This window comes from bacterium, from assembly GCA_022763185.1.
Lineage (GTDB): Bacteria > Bdellovibrionota_G > JALEGL01 > JALEGL01 > JALEGL01 > JALEGL01.
Window position 1 is genome coordinate 252,612 of sequence record JALEGL010000006.1, and the last position, 21,020, is coordinate 273,631.

The 21,020-nt window shown below is 37.2% G+C and carries 19 protein-coding genes, 1 tRNA gene, 1 other RNA gene and 1 pseudogene; 15 read left to right on the forward strand and 7 right to left on the reverse strand.

The genetic code is table 11. From position 1 onward, the window contains the following. Positions 1-5 precede the first annotated feature (5 nt). The 12 genes and pseudogenes from MRY82_03865 to rnpB all read left to right on the forward strand — a co-directional run bounded on the left by MRY82_03865 (position 6) and on the right by rnpB (position 11,069). A complete protein-coding gene (locus tag MRY82_03865; protein MCI5072069.1) occupies positions 6-467 on the forward strand; it encodes a PTS sugar transporter subunit IIA in 462 nt (153 codons plus the stop codon). Positions 468-480: 13 nt separating this feature from the next. Beyond that, positions 481-1,371 (forward strand): RNase adapter RapZ, encoded by an 891-nt coding sequence (rapZ, locus tag MRY82_03870; protein MCI5072070.1) that lies wholly within the window; start codon positions 481-483, stop codon positions 1,369-1,371. Positions 1,372-1,547: 176 nt separating this feature from the next. Further along, complete coding sequence (gene metK / locus MRY82_03875; GenBank protein MCI5072071.1) at positions 1,548-2,711, forward strand: methionine adenosyltransferase; 1,164 nt, start codon at positions 1,548-1,550, stop codon at positions 2,709-2,711. Between the two features lie 43 nt (positions 2,712-2,754). Continuing rightward, positions 2,755-4,953: a thiamine pyrophosphate-dependent enzyme gene (locus MRY82_03880; GenBank protein MCI5072072.1), complete on the forward strand. Its 2,199-nt coding sequence runs from the start codon at positions 2,755-2,757 to the stop codon at positions 4,951-4,953. Then, positions 4,943-5,137 (forward strand): hypothetical protein, encoded by a 195-nt coding sequence (locus MRY82_03885; protein ID MCI5072073.1) that lies wholly within the window; start codon positions 4,943-4,945, stop codon positions 5,135-5,137. Before MRY82_03880 ends, MRY82_03885 begins: the two co-directional genes overlap by 11 nt. 292 nt (positions 5,138-5,429) lie before the next feature. Beyond that, on the forward strand, positions 5,430-5,633 hold the full coding sequence (gene rpsU / locus MRY82_03890) for a 30S ribosomal protein S21 (protein ID MCI5072074.1): 204 nt from the start codon (positions 5,430-5,432) through the stop codon (positions 5,631-5,633). A 63-nt stretch (positions 5,634-5,696) separates the two neighbouring features. Further along, positions 5,697-7,484, forward strand: a complete 1,788-nt coding sequence (gene dnaG / locus MRY82_03895) for a DNA primase (protein ID MCI5072075.1) — start codon at positions 5,697-5,699, stop codon at positions 7,482-7,484. Positions 7,485-7,531: 47 nt separating this feature from the next. Further along, positions 7,532-9,247: pseudogene (rpoD, locus tag MRY82_03900) on the forward strand (RNA polymerase sigma factor RpoD). A 124-nt stretch (positions 9,248-9,371) separates the two neighbouring features. After that, positions 9,372-9,447: transfer RNA gene (locus MRY82_03905), tRNA-Ile, on the forward strand. Between the two features lie 43 nt (positions 9,448-9,490). Further along, positions 9,491-10,201: a C4-type zinc ribbon domain-containing protein gene (locus MRY82_03910; GenBank protein ID MCI5072076.1), complete on the forward strand. Its 711-nt coding sequence runs from the start codon at positions 9,491-9,493 to the stop codon at positions 10,199-10,201. Then, positions 10,191-10,616, forward strand: a complete 426-nt coding sequence (locus MRY82_03915) for a ribonuclease HI family protein (protein MCI5072077.1) — start codon at positions 10,191-10,193, stop codon at positions 10,614-10,616. The genes MRY82_03910 and MRY82_03915 overlap by 11 nt, the downstream gene beginning before the upstream one ends. Positions 10,617-10,708: 92 nt before the next feature. Beyond that, positions 10,709-11,069: RNase P RNA component class A (gene rnpB / locus MRY82_03920), an RNA gene on the forward strand. A gap of 35 nt (positions 11,070-11,104) precedes the next feature. Here rnpB and efp read toward each other — a convergent pair. From efp to MRY82_03935, 3 genes are all read right to left on the reverse strand, one after another. Continuing rightward, positions 11,105-11,665, reverse strand: coding sequence for an elongation factor P (gene efp, locus MRY82_03925; protein MCI5072078.1), 561 nt, complete (start codon positions 11,663-11,665; stop codon positions 11,105-11,107). Positions 11,666-11,699: 34 nt separating this feature from the next. Continuing rightward, positions 11,700-12,953: an adenosylhomocysteinase gene (locus tag MRY82_03930; protein ID MCI5072079.1), complete on the reverse strand. Its 1,254-nt coding sequence runs from the start codon at positions 12,951-12,953 to the stop codon at positions 11,700-11,702. Positions 12,954-13,070: 117 nt separating this feature from the next. Then, positions 13,071-14,270, reverse strand: coding sequence for an OprO/OprP family phosphate-selective porin (locus MRY82_03935; protein ID MCI5072080.1), 1,200 nt, complete (start codon positions 14,268-14,270; stop codon positions 13,071-13,073). A gap of 50 nt (positions 14,271-14,320) precedes the next feature. On the opposite strand from MRY82_03935, the gene MRY82_03940 reads away from it, so the two are divergent. Beyond that, positions 14,321-14,800 (forward strand): hypothetical protein, encoded by a 480-nt coding sequence (locus MRY82_03940; GenBank protein ID MCI5072081.1) that lies wholly within the window; start codon positions 14,321-14,323, stop codon positions 14,798-14,800. A 254-nt stretch (positions 14,801-15,054) separates the two neighbouring features. Here the strand turns inward: MRY82_03940 and MRY82_03945 are convergent, their stop codons facing one another. Together MRY82_03945 and polA are read right to left on the reverse strand one after the other, a co-directional pair. Then, on the reverse strand, positions 15,055-15,423 hold the full coding sequence (locus tag MRY82_03945; GenBank protein MCI5072082.1) for a hypothetical protein: 369 nt from the start codon (positions 15,421-15,423) through the stop codon (positions 15,055-15,057). Between the two features lie 101 nt (positions 15,424-15,524). Next, complete coding sequence (gene polA, locus MRY82_03950; protein ID MCI5072083.1) at positions 15,525-18,302, reverse strand: DNA polymerase I; 2,778 nt, start codon at positions 18,300-18,302, stop codon at positions 15,525-15,527. Between the two features lie 39 nt (positions 18,303-18,341). Here polA and MRY82_03955 point away from each other — a divergent pair, with 39 nt between their 5' ends. Beyond that, entirely contained in the window at positions 18,342-19,463 is a 1,122-nt protein-coding gene (locus MRY82_03955; GenBank protein MCI5072084.1) for a small ribosomal subunit Rsm22 family protein, read from the forward strand. A gap of 7 nt (positions 19,464-19,470) precedes the next feature. Here the strand turns inward: MRY82_03955 and MRY82_03960 are convergent, their stop codons facing one another. Further along, positions 19,471-20,178: a gamma-glutamyl-gamma-aminobutyrate hydrolase family protein gene (locus MRY82_03960; GenBank protein MCI5072085.1), complete on the reverse strand. Its 708-nt coding sequence runs from the start codon at positions 20,176-20,178 to the stop codon at positions 19,471-19,473. Between the two features lie 65 nt (positions 20,179-20,243). Here MRY82_03960 and MRY82_03965 point away from each other — a divergent pair, with 65 nt between their 5' ends. Further along, positions 20,244-20,672, forward strand: a complete 429-nt coding sequence (locus tag MRY82_03965) for a (deoxy)nucleoside triphosphate pyrophosphohydrolase (GenBank protein MCI5072086.1) — start codon at positions 20,244-20,246, stop codon at positions 20,670-20,672. On the opposite strand, the gene MRY82_03970 is transcribed toward MRY82_03965, so the two are convergent. After that, the gene (locus MRY82_03970) at positions 20,638-20,991 is read right to left on the reverse strand and encodes a TIGR02266 family protein (GenBank protein ID MCI5072087.1); all 354 of its coding nucleotides are present in this window, start codon (positions 20,989-20,991) and stop codon (positions 20,638-20,640) included. The genes MRY82_03965 and MRY82_03970 overlap by 35 nt on opposite strands. Positions 20,992-21,020: the final 29 nt, after the last annotated feature.

The window sequence follows — 21,020 nt, forward strand, 5'->3', positions numbered from 1 at the left end:
TAGCTGTGTCGGTCTGGCAGAAAACACAGAACAAGTATGTAGTACTTAATTTAGAGTCTAACAGCAAAGCTTCAATATTAAAGGAGCTGGCCAAGCATATAGCAGAAAAAAAAGATGATGTTGATGCTTCTGAGCTTGCACAGGCTTTGGTTGATAGAGAAAGATTAAGTTCAACGGCTATTGGGGCAGGTGTAGCAATTCCGCATGCACGCTTGAAGCTGTTGAAAGAAAGCCATGTTCTCATTGCTAAAAGTGCTAAAGGAGTTGACTTTGACGCCATTGATGAGAAACCAGTACATCTTATTTTTTGTATATTGAGTCCTAGTAAAGCAACCGAAAACCACTTAAAGCTATTATCCAGAGTTGCCAAATTTTTACATGATACATCTTTTAAAGAGCAGTTAATTAAGGCCAGTGATGAACGAGAAGTTTTAAGTGCTTTGGCCGCCAAGGACAATAGTTATTGATGAAGTCAACAGAATGAGTGTAAAGAATAAACAATTGAATTTGATTATTGTTTCTGGTTTGTCTGGTGCTGGTAAATCAACGGTGATTAAGTCTTTAGAAGATATTGGTTTTTACTGTATTGATAACTTACCTGTGCAAATGTTTGATCAATGCGTGCAGTACTTTAAACAATCAAAAGAAAATATTGAAAATATAGCCTTGGTCATTGATGCAAGAGAAAGTTTAGCCAATATTAAGCCCTTTGCAGATAAAATAAATCAGCTTAAAGCGGCAGGAGAAAAAGTAAAATTATTATTTTTACAGGCGGATAAAGAAAGTTTATTGAAACGTTTTCGTTTAACCCGCAGAAGACATCCTATTGATAATAATGGTGACATTAGCTCTGCCATTGAAGAAGAACTCAATATTTTAAAGCCGTTAAAAATGGTCGCCGATCAAGTTATTGATAGTAGTGCTTATAACGTTCATGAATTAAAACGTCATTGTATGGAAATTTTTTCATCATGGCCAGTGTACAAAAATATGTTTATTTCTATTTTGTCTTTTGGATTTAAGCATGGCTTGCCACATAATGCCGATTTAGTTTTTGATGTAAGGTTTCTCAACAATCCTTATTTTAAAGATGATTTGAAAAATCTCAGTGGTTTGGATGAGCCTGTAAAAGACTATGTCATGCAGCAAGTTGATGCACAAAAGTTTTTAAATCATGTTTTAGAGTTACTTCGGTTTTCTATTCCCAAATATGAACAAGAGCCCAAAGCTTATTTAACTGTAGCCATTGGTTGTACAGGTGGACAACATAGATCCGTTGCAATGGCTGAGCAAGTGTATAAGTCAATTGTGCAACTCTATAAGTCAGTATCGATCAAGCATAGAGATGTTATGCTTGATAGAACATCTTGACCCGCCTAATAGGGTTTGTTCACAAGCAGACCTACTTCAGTATGCCTGTAGAATCCTTTTTTATAAGCTTTTTAGCTTGACCTAAAAAAAATAAGACTGTATCCGTAAAAAATTCATTGTTCAATTAATAGTGAGTATGGCGCCTATAAAATTATTAATGCTTATCGGGAGTTAGTATGTTGAAGCAATTTTTATTTACATCAGAGTCAGTGACGGAAGGCCATCCAGATAAAATCTGTGATCAAATTTCAGATGCTTTGTTAGATGAAATGTTAAAGCAAGATCCGCAAAGCCGTGTAGCTGCAGAAACCATGTGTGGAACAGGTTTTATTCATATTGCTGGTGAAGTGACCAGTAATGCAAAAGTCGAAATTGCTGATGTTGCCCGTAAAGTGGTTAAAGATATTGGTTATGATGCCAGTGAAAAAGGTTTTGATTGTGATACATGTGCTGTGCATGTTTCTTTAGGTAAACAATCTCAAGATATATCCGCCGGGGTCTCTGAAGGAGAGGGCTTATACAAAGAACAAGGTGCCGGTGATCAGGGCTTGATGTTTGGTTATGCTTGCAACGAGAACAAAGATTTTATGCCTTCGCCAATTTATTTTGCCCATCGTTTAACCAAGCAATTAGCAAAAGTACGTCATGACAAAACTCTAGGGTATTTGCGTCCGGATGGTAAAAGTCAAGTGAGTATTCAATATGATGCAGGTAAGCCTGTTCATATTGATACTGTTCTTATTTCATCACAACATGATGAAGATATTGAGCATGAAATGATTTTTCAGGATATAAAAAACAAGGTGATTTTACCTTTAATACCAGAACACTTAATTAGCGATCAAACAAAAATATTGGTTAACCCCACGGGTCGTTTTGTTTTAGGTGGGCCCAAAGGAGACTGTGGCTTAACGGGTAGAAAAATTATTGTTGATACTTATGGCGGTTGGGGAAGACATGGAGGTGGAGCTTTTTCTGGTAAGGATGCCACCAAAGTTGACCGTAGTGCTGCATACATGGCCCGTTATATTGCAAAAAATATCGTTGCTGCAGAATTAGCAGATCAGTGTGAAGTACAGTTGGCTTATGCTATTGGTGTAGCAGATCCAGTATCTATTATGGTGGATACCATGAATAGTGCAAAAGTAGATGCTGAAAAACTACCGCAAGCAATTAGAGAGATTTTCCCCCTTAAACCTAAAGGCATTATTGAGGCTTTAGATTTAACCAGCCCCCGCTTTAGACCAACTGCTGCTTATGGTCATTTTGGTCGAAATGAAGATGGCTTTACTTGGGAAAAAATGGATAAAGTGAATGATCTAAAAAATTTCTTTGCTTAGTTTTTTGTTTGCTTAGTGGGTATCCTGGTTTAGGATATCTTTAATGCAATTGGATCGTCAAAAAAGCATTGAATATGGCTTTCTTGAGTTTGTAAGTCAACTACACTCAAAACATAATTCTTCCTCATTTTATATTGAGCATCGTGAAGTTCTAAGAACAATGTTTTTCAATCAGCTCTTATCCAGAGCATTAGATTACGCGGCTAGAGATTTAAAGAAAAAAGGTTTGGCCTATTACACTATCAGTAGCGCAGGGCATGAGAGTAATGTTTTACTTGGACAACTGTTGAATGTGAATGATCCTTGTTTTTTACATTATCGCAGCGGTGCTTTAATGGCTCAGCGCTATCGTTTTGATTCACAAAGAGATTATACTGAAGATACATTGATGTCCTTTATGTGCGCTCGTAATGAACCAGTGAGCGGTGGGCGGCATAAAGTCTGGGGAAGTGTTAAACTTAATGTATTACCTCAAACCAGTACCATTGCTTCGCATTTACCCAAAGCCGTGGGGGCAGCCTTTGCTTTGGCAAAATTAAAAGATCAAGAGTGTTTGGATGGTGTAAGTAAGGATAGCATTATCTGTTGTAGTTTTGGTGATGCCTCGGCCAATCATTCAACGGCCTTAGGTGCCATCAATACAGCTAAATGGACCGCTTATCAAAATCTGCCCATGCCTATTCTTTTTGTCTGTGAAGATAATGGTTTGGGTATTTCTGTGAAAACACCGCATAATTGGATTAGAAATAATTATGCCAACAGTCAATCCATGAAATATATCTATACTGATGGTAATGATCCACAAGCAGCCTATGGTCAAGTCAAGCAAGCTATTGATTATTGTAGAGCTTATAAAAAACCGGTTTTTTTACATTTAAAAACAACTCGTCTGATGGGACACGCAGGCAGTGATATTCAGGCAGCGTATTTATCTGAACAAGAAATTCTTGCACAAGAAAAGAATGATCCTCTCTTGGCTTGGGCCAAAGCTCTTGTAGAAAACCATGTTCTAAGCAAAGAAGAAATTGTAGAAGCTCATACGAATATTGTTCAGGACATTGATCACAAGAGTAAGCGCTGTATGCAATTAGAAAAGATTCAAAACAAAGAAAATTTGACGCTGCCTTATAATAATAAGCTGAAAAAAATTGACTGCAAACGTGTAAGTTTTGTAAGTGACTCTGGGACTAACAGCTCATTAAACAATAACTTCAACACAAAGCCCAGGCATATGGCCATGTTGTTGTCTATGGGGCTTAAAGAATTGATGCAAAAAGATGCCGGCGTCATGGTTTTTGGAGAAGATGTTGCCAAAAAAGGTGGCGTCTACCATGTCACAAAAGGCTTGTACGAACACTTTGGCCCAGCGCGGGTGTTCAATACGGTTTTGGATGAGCAGTCCATTTTGGGCTTGGCCATGGGTATGTCACACATGGGTTTTTTACCTATTCCAGAGATTCAGTACTTAGCCTATTATCACAATGCCCAAGATCAAATTCGCAGTGAAGCGGCATCGACGGCTTTTTTTTCTAATGGGCAGTTTCATAACCCTATGGTGATTCGTGTTGCATCTTTTGCCTATCAAAAAGGGTTTGGAGGACATTTTCATAATGATAATTCCATTGCAGTGTTAAGGGACTTACCTGGAGTGATTGTTGCTTCTCCATCGCGGGGAGATGATGCCGTAAAGATGCTGCGGACCTGTTATGACTTGGCCAAAGACTGTGGAAAGGTGGTATTCTTTTTAGAGCCTATTGCCTTATACATGACTAAAGATTTGTATGAAGATCAAGATGAAGCGTGGAGTTTTCAATATCCACAAGCCAATGAAATAATTGCTTATGGAGAATGCAGTGTGCACGGCCAATCAAAAACGGTGATTATTAGTTATGCCAATGGTTATTACATGAGCTTAAGAGCGGCACAGCAATTGAAGCAAGAGAGCAATAAAGAGGTAAGCGTGATGGATTTAAGATGGTTACATCCACTGCCTTTGGATAGTGTATTGAAGCACTTACAAAATTTAGGAGCAGAAAAGATTTTAATAGTAGATGAGTGTAGAAAAAATGGCGGCGTAGCCGACAGCTTAAGCCGCGCTATTCTACAAAAATTTAAAAATATTCAACTCAAAGTGATTGAAGCTGAAGAGTCATACATACCCTTAGGTCCAGCAGCAAATACCGTATTGCCCACTGAAGAAGATATATTGAGAGAGCTGAAAAGTTTTGATCATGATCAGTGAGATCTTGTACAGACGTGTTTTGTCTGAGATTGGGTATAAAGAGCCTGAAGACAAAGATTTAGACTATATACATAATCAAGAACAAAGCTCAGACAGCTCTCATATATTTATAAGGTTTGAAAGTGATTGCTATATTCGGGTTTACTCAGACTTAATAGATTTTGAAGTTTCTATGAAATCATAGAATGTGTTTTTGAATAGTTAGCTATATTTATCATATTTAAAGCTAGAGTTTAACTATTAGCGAAAAACGAGCAAGCACTGCGAAAGCGCTTGCGAGCGCAAAGGGATGAATTGAGGGAAACCGCGTTTTCTTCAAGAGGGGGGCTTTGCATAAGAAACTGTAAGGGCTACGCCCAACAGTTTCTAAAAAGCGTTTTCCCCTCTTGGAAAAGAGAGTTGACTAAAGTGCTTTTATATGTAACATTGCCGCATTAACTGACTAAGTTATTGAAATTTTTAGGAGAGTGATAAAAATGACTTTAGTTAAAGTAAGAGACGGCGAATCATTTGAAGCGGCCATGCGCCGGTTTAAAAAAATCTGTGAAAAAGCAGGGATTTTAGCCGAAGTAAAAAAAAGAGAACATTACGTTAAGCCAAGCGTGAAAAGAAAGAAAAAAGCGATTATGGCTCGTAAACGTAATGCAATGACAGCAAGAAAATCGTCATCTCGGTTTTAGTGTTACATTTCATGAAAGTACCGTTTAACTACGCTACATATAATGGTTTGAGAGGGATAGTCTTTGGTTCCAAATGATATTGTTGATGAAATTAGACAAAGAACTAATTTAATTGACCTTATCTCGCAAGTAACGCGTTTAAAGCGTTCTGGTAGCAATTGGATGGGATGTTGTCCTTTCCATGAAGAAAAGACACCCTCTTTTTCTGTTAGTGAAGAGAAGCAGTTGTATCACTGTTTTGGTTGTGGTGAGAGTGGTACGGTATTTTCATTTATGATGAACTATCACCGTTTAAGTTTTCCAGAAACTTTGGAAAGCTTGGCGAGTAAGGTAGGGATTGATTTAGGACCATACAAGCAAGGACAGTCAGCACAAGAGTATCAACAGCAAAAAGAGCTAAAGAAAAAAATAGGTGATTTGTTTGCTTATGCCAATCAGTGTTTTCAAAAGTGTTTGGCAAAGTCACCTAGAGCAGCTTTTGCTAGAGAATATCTTGAGAAGCGAGGCTATTCTAAAAGTACTCAAAAAAAATGGGGCATTGGTTTTGCTCCTGCTGGAACCAAGCATTTGTATGAGGCTTTGGTTAAAAGAGGAGGCATTGAAGAAAAACATATGTTGACTTCAGGCTTAATAGGAAAAAATGAAAAGGGAGTTTACGATATGTATAGAAATCGTATTGTATTTCCTATTTCAGATGCTGAAGGTCAAACCATTGGGTTTGGAGCTAGGGTATTAGACAACAGCAAACCTAAATACATCAACTCACCTGAACATATCTTATTCAACAAACGCCGAACATTATTTGGCTTATGGCAAGCAAAAGAAACCATCAAAAAACAAGGGAAAGCCATTGTTGTAGAAGGTTATACGGATGTTATTTCTTTGCATCAAGCAGGTTTAAACCATGCAGTTGCATCTTTGGGAACCGCCTTCACTAAAGATCATGCTAAAATATTGCGTCGTTATACGGACCAAATTGTATTTATCTTTGATGGTGATCAAGCAGGCTCTAATGCTGCCTATAAATCTCTGGTTCCGTCTGTAAGTGAAGGCCTAGATGCTAGAGTTATATTCTTAAAAGAAGGCGAAGATCCAGACAGTGTTGCTAAAAATGCCGATGCATTAGATGCGTTAAAACAAGACTTAATTAATCCTCAAAAACTGTTAGACTATTATATCGAAAAAGAATTTTTAAACAGTTCAGATATTAGAAAAAAGTCTTCGGCCATAGAAACCCTGGTTGAACTTATCCAGCAAACTTCCGATGTTTATTTAAAGGAAGCCTTGTTGAGTCAGCTAGTCAGCCAGACTTCAGTGGACAAAGATATCTTTTATGGAAAAAGTAGCTATATCAAAGCGAAACAACCTGCTACGCAAACAAAAAAAATTATAAATAACAATGTTGTGCAAGAGAAGTTTTGGCGTGAAGAAAGTTTATTGTTAAGAGTTCTTTTGCAAGTTCCACAAAGTTTTGACCGCTATATTGAGGATAAAGCTGAACAATATTTTGACCAAAGTTTTCAAAAACATATTTTGCCATGGTTAGACGCTAACCGTGAAAACCCGACTGATGAAATCAGCTTAGCTAGAAGCATAGATTTATGGCCTGTTAAAGATCATATTGGCGCTCTAAGCAAAGCATTTTTAGAAGATAATTATGATATTCATCAAGATTGGGAAAAAATTTGGTCCGATTGTATTAAAAAAATGAAAACCAAACGGATTAAATTTTTAACAGAGCAACTCAAAAGTAGAGATGATCAATCTAGAGAAGATGTTCATGCTATTTTTAGTGAAATAGAAAGTTTAAAAAAAACCTTACAAACAAGTTCTAAATCAGAAGGTTTATGAGCAAGGGAGGCAGTATGAGAGACGACGAAAATAAAGATGTAAATGTAGTCAAAAACCTCATAGAGACAGGTAAAGAAAAAGGGTATTTAACCTATGAAGAGGTTAATGATGTTTTACCTAAGGATGTCGTGGTTAATGACCAACTTGATGATATCATGGTCATGTTTGGAGAAATGGATATTACGATTGTTGACTCTGAGCAAGAAGGCCAAGCTTTAAAAGCAGGTTCAAAAGATGATGCTGATGGTGATGAAGCTTCTGATGACAGTGATTCTAAGTCTAATGATCCTGTAAGAGTTTACCTAAAGCGTATGGGGTCGGTTGCTTTACTGACTCGTGAGGGTGAAGTAGAGATTGCTAAACGGATTGAAGAGGGAGAAGATGATGTTCTTCAAATCTTGATTCGTTCAATCTTAGGGGTAAAAGAAATTTTAAATATTGGTGAGAAACTTAAAAAAGGAACCATCAGAATTAAAGATCTTATCCGGGGTATTGAAGAAGATGACGAAACATTTGATGAAGAAGGTACAACAAAAGCTGTTCTTAAGTTAATTGATAAAATTAAACGCATTGATAAAGATAATCAAAAACAGTTAAAAGATAAAAAAACAGCGGGTCGTTCCAACCTTAAAAAGCGTCAAATCAGTGAAAAAATAGAAAAAAACTATATCAAAATGTTTGATACACTGAAGGAGATTAACCTTAACCGTAAGTGGATCAATAGAATTGTATCTCGCTTAAAAACAATGATTTTAAAAATTGATCAATCAGAAAGAGTTTTTAAAACTGCACAGAGAAGATCTGGAAAAACGACAAAAGAATTAAAAGCCTTATTTAAAGAATCTAAAAAAGGCAGTGCTGAAGCTAAAAAAGTAGATAAAAAACTCAAAAAGATTTCTTTAGAGGTTTTAGTTGATTTAGTGAAAGCAGTTAGAGTGGCTGAGAAAAGAGTTGTAACGGTGGAAGAGGATGCCGGCATGACCGCCAAACAACTCAAAGATACTTACAATAGGATACGCAAAGGCGAGCGTTTAGCAGATATAGCTAAGGCAGAATTGATTGAAGCTAACTTACGTTTGGTTGTGTCCATAGCTAAAAAATATACCAATAGAGGCTTGCAGTTTTTAGATTTAATCCAAGAAGGTAATATTGGTTTGATGAAAGCCGTAGATAAATTTGAGTACAGAAGAGGTTATAAGTTTTCTACTTATGCTACATGGTGGATTCGTCAAGCAATAACCCGAGCAATTGCAGATCAGGCGAGAACGATTCGTATCCCTGTGCATATGATTGAAACCATCAATAAATTGGTGAGAACATCTAGATTTTTAGTGCAAGAGTTGGGTAGGGAGCCTTCACCAGATGAAATTGCAGAAAGAATGGAATTGCCAGTAGATAAGGTTCGCAAAGTTTTAAAAATTGCAAAAGAGCCGATTTCTTTGGAAACACCTATTGGTGAAGAAGAAGATTCAAGTTTAGGTGATTTTATTGAAGATAAAAATGCAATCAATCCTTCTGATGCTGTTGTGGGAATGAGTTTGTCTGAGCAAACACGTAAGATTTTAGCAACGTTGACTCCGCGTGAGGAAAAAGTATTGCGCATGCGCTTTGGTATTGGTGAAAAATCAGATCATACGCTTGAAGAAGTCGGACAGGATTTTGATGTGACGCGTGAGCGTATACGTCAAATAGAAGCTAAAGCATTGCGTAAATTACGTCATCCGAGCCGTGCTAAAAAATTGAAGACATTTATTGACAATTAAAGCCGACAATAACTAGTCTAAGAGTGATTATTTTTGCATAAGCTCTAAAGATGATTGCAAAAATGTAAGAACTATGAAATTAATGCATAAGCTTTAAACGAGGATGGTTAAACGTAAGTTTTACGGGCCCTTAGCTCAGTGGTTAGAGCATCCGGCTCATAACCGGCAGGTCCCTGGTTCAAATCCTGGAGGGCCCACCACACAGTTTAAAGTGTTTAAATTAATAATTTTATGGGGTTGTGAATGATGCATTTTGAAGAGTTGTTAAAACTACAAACATTGGATATTGAGTTAGATAAAATAAAATCCGAGAGAGAAGGCTACCCAAATCAGCTAGAGTCAGTAAAAAATAGTTACGATAAGATTTTAAAAGATTATGAAAATCTTAATGATCGTGTAGAAGCCTTGACAACAGAAAAGGCAAGTTTACAAGAAAAACTAGATTTAGAAGAAACGCGCTTAAATAAAAGTAAAGTTAGACTAAATGAAATAAAAAATAATTTTGAGTATCAGGCTTTACGCAGAGAAATTGATTCCACTGAAAAGAGTAACTTCACTTTACAACAAACAATTGCGTCTCATAGTGAAGAGTTGCAAAAATTAGAAGAGGCTTTAAAGCAAAAAAAGGAAGAGCTAGAGCAAGTTGAAACTAAATTTGATGATGTAAAAAATTTGGTAGACGAAAAAAGTGATTACTACGCACAAGAAATTTCCAAACGCCAAAATGAAGTTGATCAATATTATGATCATATAGAAAAGTCCCTGTTAAGTAAGTATAAGTTTATTCGCAAGCGATTGGATTACGCTGTGGTTAGTGCAGATGATGGTGTGTGTAAAGGGTGCTATATGAGTTTACCTCCACAAATGATCAATGAAATGCAAACCAAAAAAGATTTGTACAATTGTCCCAATTGCCACAGAATTTTATATTTAGAAGATTACATTGAACGATAAAAAGAATTCTTTAGCCATGTGTATTGCTTATATTGATGGAGCCTCAAGGGGTAATCCAGGTGAGGCTGCTGTTGGTGTCAGTTTGTGTACTAAAGATGGACAAGAACACGCCACAGTTGCAAAATACATTGGCCAGGCAACCAATAATGTTGCTGAATATACATCGTTATTGTCAGCACTTGATTTGGCTCAGTCTCATTCCTGTAAAGAATTAAAAATATATGCAGATTCACAACTTATGGTTCGGCAGATTCAAGGTATGTATAAAGTTAAAAACCCAGAGTTAAAAAAATTATGGTTGCAAGCTGTACAAAAGATTGAGTTTTTTGATTCATTTGAAATTGAGCATGTGCGACGAGAATACAATAAACGTGCTGATGCACTTGCCAATAGCGCACTCGATAATAGAGCTTGATTGCATCCATAGACACAGAGCCGTAAAGCTTTTTAGCTTGAAGTTTTAAATTTAAGCTTTTTCTTTTCCAAACATTTTGATAAAACCACATGAAAGTTAAATGGGTCATCGCTGATGTATTTATACGTTGGAGGAAAGTCCGGACTTCATAGGGAAAGATGCTGGTTAATGGCCAGTGCAGGTGACTGTAGGAAAGTGCAACAGAAAGCAAACCGCCTATAATTTATTTATGGGTAAGGGTGAAACAGGGAGGTAAGAGCTCCCTCACGAGAGCCGTGTGAGCGGCCGTGCGGTAAACCCCATCTGAAGCAAGATCAAATAGAAAAGCGTTTGAGGGTGTCCCGCCTGAAGCTTTTGGGTAGATCGCTTGAGCCTGTTGGTAACAACAAGCCTAGATAAATGATGATCAATGCAGCAATGCATACAGAATCCGGCTTACAATTAACTTATTTTTTATAGGGGGTGATAAGAACACCCCCTATAAAAAATTATTTTGCTCGACTCAGGTATTCCCCAGTGCTGGTATCAATTTCTATTTCTTCGCCTTCCTCAATAAAGCCTGGGACCTTGACAGAATATCCTGTTTCCAACTTGGCTCCTTTTAAGGAGTTGGTTGCGGTAGCAGTTTTAATATATGGCTCCGTTTCAATGATTTTTAGACGCACACTTTTTGGCATTTCAATGCCAATAGGATTGCCTTCATAGAGCTCAATCATGACACTGCTACCGTCTTTAAGATAAGGCAGGGCATTTTCCAAGTTGTCTTTTTGCATTTGAATCTGCTCATATGAGGTATTATCCATAAAATGGTACGTTTCTCCTTCAGCATACAAAAACTGAGCGTCTCGTTGGTCTAAAACCACGCGTTCAACAGGTTCTCCTGAGCGAAATCGATACTCGGTTTGAGTTCCTTTTAAAACATTGCGCAGTTTGGTTTGAATATAAGCACCACCCTTACCAGGTTGAGTGTGCATGGTACTCATCACCCGCCATAATTCACCCTCATGTTTGATAATCATGCCAACTTTGAGCTGTTTTGATCCAATCATACTTCTTCCCTTTCAAGCTGTTTTGAAGATACAATCAGGTACCGGCAGCATAATCAGTAAGATAAGCAATTTGGTCTTCTGTTAATTCATCAATACTTAAGCCCATGGTTTTAAGTTTTATACCGGCAATTTCTTCATCCAGTTCACTTGGAAGAACATAAACTTTTTTATCTAAGGTATTTCCTTCTTGAGCAAGTTTTACCATGGCAGAAAATTGATTGGCAAAAGACATATCCATCACTTCTGAGGGATGTCCTTCTGCAGCTACCAAGTTAATTAAACGTCCTTGACCAATGACATAAATACGATGACCATTTTTTAAAGTGTACTCTTCATTACTGGTTCTAATTTCACGTTTACTTTCTTTAATGGTTTCTAAATCAGCCAGGTTCAGCTCACAGTCATAATGCCCTGTATTGGAAACAATGGCGCCATCTTTCATGACTTCAAAGTGTCTTTTTACAATGACGTCTTTCATGCCCGTGGCAGTCATAAAAATATCACCATGTTTGGCCGCTTCGTCCATGGTCATTACTGTGTGACCTTCTAAAGTAGCCCTTAATGCTGCGACAGGATCAACCTCAGTGATAATGGTTTTTGCTCCCATGCCCTGGGCACGCATAGCCACACCTCGTCCACAATGACCGTAGCCAGCAACAACAAAAGTTTTTCCAGCAATAAGAACACTGGTGGCTCTTAATAAGCCATCCAAGGAGGATTGTCCTGTTCCATAAACATTATCAAAATCCCATTTTGTTGCAGAATCATTGACTGCAAATACAGGGTATTTAAGAGCACCGTCTTTGGCCATAGCTCTAAGCCTATGGACACCGGTTGTGGTTTCTTCTGTTCCCCCCAAAATTTTATTGGCTAAATCTGGGTATTTATTGTGAACAGTGAAGATCAGATCAGCACCGTCATCGAGCGTTAAATTAGGATTTTTTTCTATGGTGGCATCAATGCATTTGTAAAAATCTTCATTGCCCATGCCATGCCATGCATAAATGGCTATACCACGTTTTGCTAGAGAAGCAGCGATATCATCTTGTGTTGACAAAGGGTTGCAGCCAGACCATGAAATTTCAGCGCCAGCAGCTTTTAAGGTTTCAATTAAAACAGCAGTCTCTTTGGTTACATGTAAGCACCCAGCAATAGTGTGTCCTTTTAAAGGTTGTTCTTTTTTGGCTTTTTCACGTAAGGTCATCAAAACAGGCATTCTGCTTTCTGCCCAAGAAATTTTCTTATCACCACTTTCGGCCAGGTTGATATCTTTAACTTTATAATCCATCAAACAATCCTTTCTATTGCTAAATTTGAATGCATACAAGCTATATCAAGATGCTCAGATTGCCAAGGAAACAAGGCTCTTGCTGACCTTTTCTTGGAAATTATTAGGATTTAAGCTTTAAAGGCTGACTTGTAAGGCAATATTGATCCAATGGTCCTTCTGGTTTTGTCCTTGGTCATCATATTGCTTAAGGGTATAACGCGTTTGTAGTTTATGGCGATGGTTTTTTGAAAAATAAATATTTACCCCGCCTCCTGTTTCTATGGCAGTATCTTCAATTTGATTGTTTAAACTTGAGCGTGCATAGAGACCAGCCAGTTCCAATTGAGAGGGAACAACAAAAACAGAAGGTTGAATATAAAAGCCCCAACTTTTAATATCTGAACCTGTGTCAGGCATGAGTTTTCTATAGTAATATTCAGCTTGTAAAGCCAGGCCTTTCTTTTTCCAAATAAAATCACTATTAATCGATAGGCTGTCGGCGTTGTTAAGGTCTATCGTATCGTCATTGTTAACGTAGACAGAGTTATTTTGAGAAAAAGCAATAGAACCATTGAGCTCCATTTTTCCCACTTGAGAATCTTCTACGTCACCTTCGGAAAAACCAACGTAGCCTTTAGGAGCAATGCCTATTCTTCCAACATACAACATTCTATTATTATTAGCCTGGGTTACCGGATATTGAGGTGAGCCATTATCAAGAGCAATTGGATTTTGATTGTTAAATGCTGCAGCCGACATATGAAACGTAGGTTTGTAATGGGATAACATGAGTCCTTGGCTACGCCTTAAAGTAAAGGCGTTGTTTACATGGTTTCTAAAGGGTGCAACAAGATTCCCAGAGTAAATAAGAGCTTGGCGGGAAAAAGGAACTTTAAACTGTCCAAGTTGTAAGTAATAGCTTCCTTGTTTTAAACGAACATAAAAATCTTCCAAGCGCATTTGTTGGCCTATGCTTTCTGAGGGTATTTTAAACCGAGGACTGGTATCTTGAAATTCACCAAAAGCAGTTTGTAAAAAATATTCAATATTTTGAGAGTAGGCATGGCCACCCAAGTAAATTTTACCATGTAAGACATCAAAGCGATGAATATTTTCAGTCTGCTCTAAAACAGCTGAAGAATAAAGAAAGTTGAGTCTTCCACCCAACTTCATAGAATATTTTTCATCTTGCGTGGCCAAGTAAAAACCATCTTTGTAGCCAGCATTGATATTGGTAATGTGTTGTGCATGAAGCGAGGTAAAACTGAAAAAAAACGAGCAAAAAAAGCAATAGATAGATATGTAAAAATAAAGTAAGGGTTTTTGTAATGTCATATTTCAGATTAAATGCAAATTTAGTAAAACTGTCAAAGAAGCATCTTTTTTTGTGGATAGTTTTTTGTGGTTTAGGTCTTGCTCAAGCGCAAATCCATGACAGAATGAGTGCATTTGGTAACTCTTTTGTTCTGCAGTCACATAGCCAAAATACAAATAAAACCCTAAGCCAAGCCTATCAATTTGACTGGTTGTTTTTTTTAGATAGAACCACCGCATTTAATCTAGCTTGGAATATTGGTGTTGATGACCAACACAGACACAGTGTTTCTTTGGGAATTAACAAATATTTTGGTCGTTATACAGAGATTAGTCCATTTATTCAGGGACATTTTTCTTTCCTGTACTCACCTGTTCGTGAAATAGGCTGGTTTGCAGGCCTTGGCTTAGAATGGAATCTAAGACGCTGGACTAAAAATGATAATTTAAGAGTAAATACAGGTATAGGTTTTAGTCAGTGGATCATCAACAACAGCGAAGATATTTATAGAGTAGATTTATTAAAGTTAGGTATGGGCTGGCATTTTTAGTGTTTCTTAACGCGTAAGCGTTTAGAAACACTTATGCGAAGCATCGCAACAGCGATGCGTAGCTTGAGATAGAAAAGCTAAAACAAAATGAAGAAGAAAGAAGATTTAGAAGCCTAAGGTTAAGCGTAAGCGTTTAGAAACACTTATGCGAAGCATCGCAACAGCGATGCGTAGCTTGAGATAGAAAAGCTAAAGCAAAATGAAAAAGAAAGAAGACTTAGAAGCCTAAGGTTAAGCGTAAGCATTTAGAAACACTAAGGATAGACTTGGCCGTTGCACTTGTAGGTGACACAACTTAAAAACTCTCGCTCTTGCTTGTATTGGGTTACTCTTTTTGTATCGCCATATGCATCATAACTATGATCTTCTTTAATCGACTCTTCAATGATACGATCCCCCAAACGCTCACGTGTTTCTCCTCCAATAGCCACAGCGCCTTGTGGGCAATGCTGTTGAACTTTTATAGCCCACTCTTCTTGAGGGCAAGCAGATGAATTGACACCCTCACAACATAAGTTGATGGTGTTGCCCTGCCAAGAAACCAACTCTGGCCTGTTGGTAAAAAGAGTACATGAACTTAACAACAAACTTAATATTAGAAAAACACTACATTTAGATTTCATTTTCATCACTTTGTTTTAACGTTACTAAAAAAAAAATATCAAATAAAAAATTCTTTTTATTGATGCTTAAAAATAAAAATTCATTTTCAGTTCATCTTTTTCTAGTGGGCTTGTGACCAGTTTTCACCTTGGCCTAGATCTATTTTTAAGGGAACCTTTAATTTTAAAGCGTTTTCCATGCATTGTTGGGTTAATTTTTTAACCGCTTCAATTTCTTCATTCAGCGTTTCCAACACTAACTCATCGTGAACTTGGAGGACCAACTTACTTTTAAGTTTTTGTCTACTCAGCTCAGCATCAATATCCAACATGGCTTTTTTAATCAGGTCGGCGGCGCTACCTTGAATGGGGGTGTTGGTTGCAATCCGTTCAGCATTGGCCTTGATCATTGGGTTTTTGCTATAAATATCAGGTAAAGGTCGTTGCCGTCCGAGTATGGTTTCAATGTAGCCATGTTTTTTAGCAAATTCAATTTGTGCATTTAAGTAATCTTTGATTTTAGAAAAACTGTTAAAATAGGATGCAATAAAATCTTTGGCTTCATTTAAACTTACTCCTGTTTCTTTGGATAAGCGCTGTGGCCCCATTCCATAAAGGACTCCAAAATTAATGGCTTTGGCTCGGCTTCTTAAATTGGCATCAACTTCTTTTGGATCTTTGTTAAAAATTGTTGCTGCGGTTTGGGTGTGAACATCAAGGTTTTGTTCAAACGTTTTGATTAAAGTTTCATCGTCAGCCAGATGCGCAAGCATGCGTAATTCAACTTGTGAGTAATCTGCTGAAATCAAACATGAGTCTTTTGGGGCAATAAAAGCTTCACGAATCTCTTTGCCATACTCAGAGCGAATGGGGATGTTTTGCAAGTTGGGATCTGAACTGGACAATCTGCCGGTAGAAGCAATGGTTTGATTGAATGAAGTATGAATGCGGCCTGTCCGCTGAGCAATCAACTTGGGCAAAGCCTCAATATAAGTAGACATCAATTTGGATAAGTTTCTGTATTCTAGAATAAGTGCAACCAAGGGATGGTCAGAAAACTTTTCTAAAGTGGCATGGTCAGTGGCATAACCGGTTTTGGTTTTTTTAAGCTTTTTAATACCTGATCCTTCTTGCACTTTAACTTTTTCAAACAAAATAGGTCCCATTTGTTTGGGTGAGTTGATGTTAAAACTCTCTCCCGCTTTTTGATGAATATCTTCTGTAAGTTGAATTAAACGTTTGCTCAACTTATTAGAAAGTGACTTAAGCTTTTTTGTATCCAAAAGCATGCCGTGTGCTTCCATTTTTTGTAAGACACATAATAATGGAATTTCTAGCTCTTGATAAAGTGTGTTTAATTTTTTGTTGTTTTGCAATTGCGTATCAAAATAATTGTAGAGTCTTAAAGTGACATCGGCATCTTCACAGGCATAATGCGCAAGCTTATCAATTTCTACCTGATCCATAGAAATTTGTTTTTTGCCTTTACCGATAAGAGCTTCAGTTGGAATTTTTTCTAAACCTAAGTATTTTTGAGCAATATGGTCCATGCCGTGTTGGCGTTGGTCAGAGGCTAAAACATAAGAACTTAACATGGTATCAAAACTGATTCCGGTAACATGAATGTCATATTTGGATAAAATATGCATATCGTATTTTATATTTTGGCCGCCTTTTTTTATTTTTGGATCTTCTAGTATAGGCTTAAGTTTTTTTAAGGTGCTTTCAAAATCAAGGTGACCGGGGTGAACGGGAATAAAAAAAGCTTCTTGTTCTTTAAAGGCAATAGAAATACCAACAAGTTCAGCTTCAATAGGGTTGAGGCCAGTTGTTTCTGTGTCTAGAGCAAAAAGCTTTTGTTTTTTTAAAGTTTTGATCAAATCATCCAGCTGCTGTTGAGATTCTATACAGGTATAATTGCCTTGAACTTCTAAGGCATGACCTTCTTCTTGACTTGTTTTTTTTGCAGATGAAGGGGTTGTAGACGTATTTTTATGCTCTGATTTTTTTGAGTTGTCTGATTTAGGGTTTAAAAAACGCTTTAAAGAATGAAAGTCCAATTCATCAAAAATACTTTCTAATTCTGGTTTGTTAAAAGGGCTGATGCTGAGTTCTTCAAAACTTGTATCAACTGGGACATCGGTTTTTATGGTAACCAGCTCTTGGCTTAAAAATGCATGATCTTTGTTTTCTGATAATTTTACTTGAAGTTTCTCAGGTTTGACTTGATCCAGGTTTTTGTAAATGCCCTGTAAATGTTCAAATTGCTCAATCAGTTTTAAAGCAGTTTTGGGACCAATACCAGGAACGCCCGGAATATTATCAGAACTGTCACCCATCAAGGCCATAAAGTCAATGACCTGCTCTGGTTTGACACCCCATTTTTTAACAGGGCCCTCAACGCCTACAATATCTACCGTACCTTTTTTCATGGTGTACATAGAAATATTGTCTTCTAAGAGTTGCATAAAGTCTTTATCTCCACTGACCATATAGGCATGAATCCCTTCTTTGGCTGACTGTTTAGCCAAGGTACCAATGATATCATCGGCTTCAAAACCATCCATAACCAAGTAGGGGATGTTCATTTCTTCAACAATTTTACGAATATATGGCAATTGAATTTTGAGTTCATCCGGCATTTTTTCGCGGGTAGCTTTGTATTCTTTGTACATCTCATGCCGAAAAGTCTTTTTAGGACCATCAAAGATAACAGCTATATGGGAAGGGTTTTCTTTTTTAAGAAGATTCAAAAGTGTATTGGTAAAACCAAAAACCGCACTGGTTTCCATACCTTCAGAGTTTTTTAAGGGATTGCTGATAAATGAAAAATGACTTCTATAAGCCAGAGCTGAGCCATCAATTAAGAAGAGTTTTTGGTCATTGTTGGTTTTTTTCATGCCCTTATGGCATACCCTATTCTGAATAAGAAGGAAACTATGCTTAGATCTTTAGAAAACTTGAATGAGCAGCAGCTACAGGCATGGGAAGATGCTTTAATAGCCTACATGTATCAAATGAAGTGGCAGCAAACGTGGAATGGGCAAGCAATCCCCAAAGATATTGTAAAATCAATTTGCGCACATGCTTTAAAATTATCGAATGCATTCACTTTGGATCGGACACAACTTGATTCAAAGTACTTTAATAAGAAAGATGTTCAGTTGGCTTACTTAATGTATTTTCACTTGGCCAATGTGGTGCGGGTTGCGGCATGCTTACACTCTTACTTAGAAGCTTACTTTCAAAAAAATACTGAAAAAACAGTATTATATGTTTTGGATTTAGGTTCAGGCTGGGGGGCAACCGCTTGGGCGCTAGAGTTTTTATTAAAAAACCATTGGCCGCATGTTCGGGCAGAAGTTGTTCTAACAGATCATAATAAAGCAATTTTAGAACAAGCAAAAAACTTATTCAGTTTCATGTCTTTTACGCAAGTGAGAGTGACAACCAAGGCTTTTGATTTAAACACCAAAAAAACATTAAAGTCACTGCATCAAAAACACGCTTATGATCTAATTGTAGCCGCCAATGCCATCAATGAAGTGAATGAAAATACCCAAGAACAGCTTGATCGAGTATTTACCATACTGTGGAAGTACCATCTCAGTGCAGATGGAGCCATTGCCATTATGGAGCCGGCTTTGATGAGTACTTCTAGACAATTAACATTTTTAAGAGATCAATGGCTTCAAGCTTGGCAAGCCTACGCCCCGTTTCCATGTTTACATCATGCCCAGTGTCCAATGAATAGCGATAAAAAAGACTGGTGTCATTTTGAAACTGTATGGCATGCCCCAAACTTAAGAAGAAAAATTGAACGCTTTTTAGAGCATAAAGATAAAGCACTCAAAGCCAGCTATATTGTTTTAAGCAAAATAAATTTACACAAACAAAAAAATCATCAAGTTAAAGCAAGAGTGATATCCAATGAGTTAAAACTCAAACCCAAACGCTGTGTCTTGGTGTGTACAGCAAGTGGAAAACATTTGGTTGAATTGGATAAAAGTTTGAAAAAAAATACTTATGCCAGAGGCGATCTGATAACAATCAGTGAATGATATCAAATTAAGATTTATTTTTCTTACAGGCTTTAACAAAAGCTTTAAAAATTTTTTTGCTCACTTCTGTTTTAAGCAGTTCTTCTGGATGCCATTGTATGCCTAAAGCAAAAGAATGTTTGGTGGACTCAATGGCTTCCACTGTACCATCCAAGGCTTTTGCGGTGATGATGAGATCTTTGCCCGTTTGTTTAACCGCTTGGTGGTGGTTAGAGTTCACTTTAACCCTATCTTTTTTTAAGATAGAATGGAGTAAAGTTTTTTTCTCAAGATCAATCCAGTGTTGGCCTTTTTTATGGTCATTCACTTTTTCCAGCTGTGAAGGCATGTCTTGATAAAGGTTGCCCCCTTGGACGACATTCAGTGTTTGGCAACCAAGACAAATACCAAGATAAGGCATATCGTGTTTTAAAGCTTTTTTGAGTAAGGCTATATCATAGTCACTGCGTTCATTGGGTGAGAGCTCAAATTTAATTTTTGGGAGTTTTTTTTCATCATAATAGCTGGGATGTAAATCATCACCGCCAGTAAGCATAATGCCATCGACCAAACTTAAGTGGTAATCAATATGATCCATGTCAGCAGTAAAAATAAGTGTGCTGGCACCAGCCAGTTCTAGACAGCGGATGTAGTTTTCATAACAACCAATGACTTTTTTTCTTTTTGGATTCGTTAAATAATGCGGACCTATGCCAATAATGGGTTTCTTTTTCATTTCCAAGCTAGTATAAACATATTTTTTATAAGAAGTTTAAGTTTTACAGTAAAAAAATAATTTTTATGAGTGTTAAGGTCAATCAAGATAAAGGTTTAAAGCCAATACAAGTAGTTGCTGCTGTTGTTTTCAACCAGGAGAAGGAAGTTCTCATTGCTAAAAGAAAAGATGGCAAGCAGTGTTGGGAATTTCCTGGTGGAAAAATAGAGTTAAAAGAAGGTCATAAGCAGGCACTTGTGAGAGAATTAAAAGAAGAGTTGGGCATTGAGGCCATCAAAATAGAAAGTTTATTGGATGCCTATACTTACGACTATCCAAACAAACAAGTGCAATTATTTTTCTACCAATGTTATTTAGATTTAACACATGCACTACAAAAAAATGTGCATGCAGAACTGAGATGGGTTCCCATCAATGCGCTACAAACATTTGATTTTTTACCCGGTAATCAAAGAGTTCTTAAGGGTTTGTGTGTTGAGCAACAAAGGTCTTAATGCGATCACGATCGGACTGTAAAATTTCAGTAAATTGAATCCCCATTCCTGAAGAGTTACCATCAATGGGACCAGCCTGGTTATAGGTCCATATAACGATGCCTTCGGCTTCAATCAATTGGTCATCCCCAGGGAGTTTGAATCTGAGTTTAACTTCTGACCCTACATTTTGCAGTTTACGTGTTTTTACAAAGGCTCCACCCGTAGAGACGTTATCCAGTTTACTTAAAAAATATTCCCCATAGGCGCCCAAATCAACATCAATTTCAACTTTAACCCGTTGACTCTGACGACGACTTGCAAAAGAATCTTCTGACATAGAAGCTTATTTAGCATTATTTTTTTAAG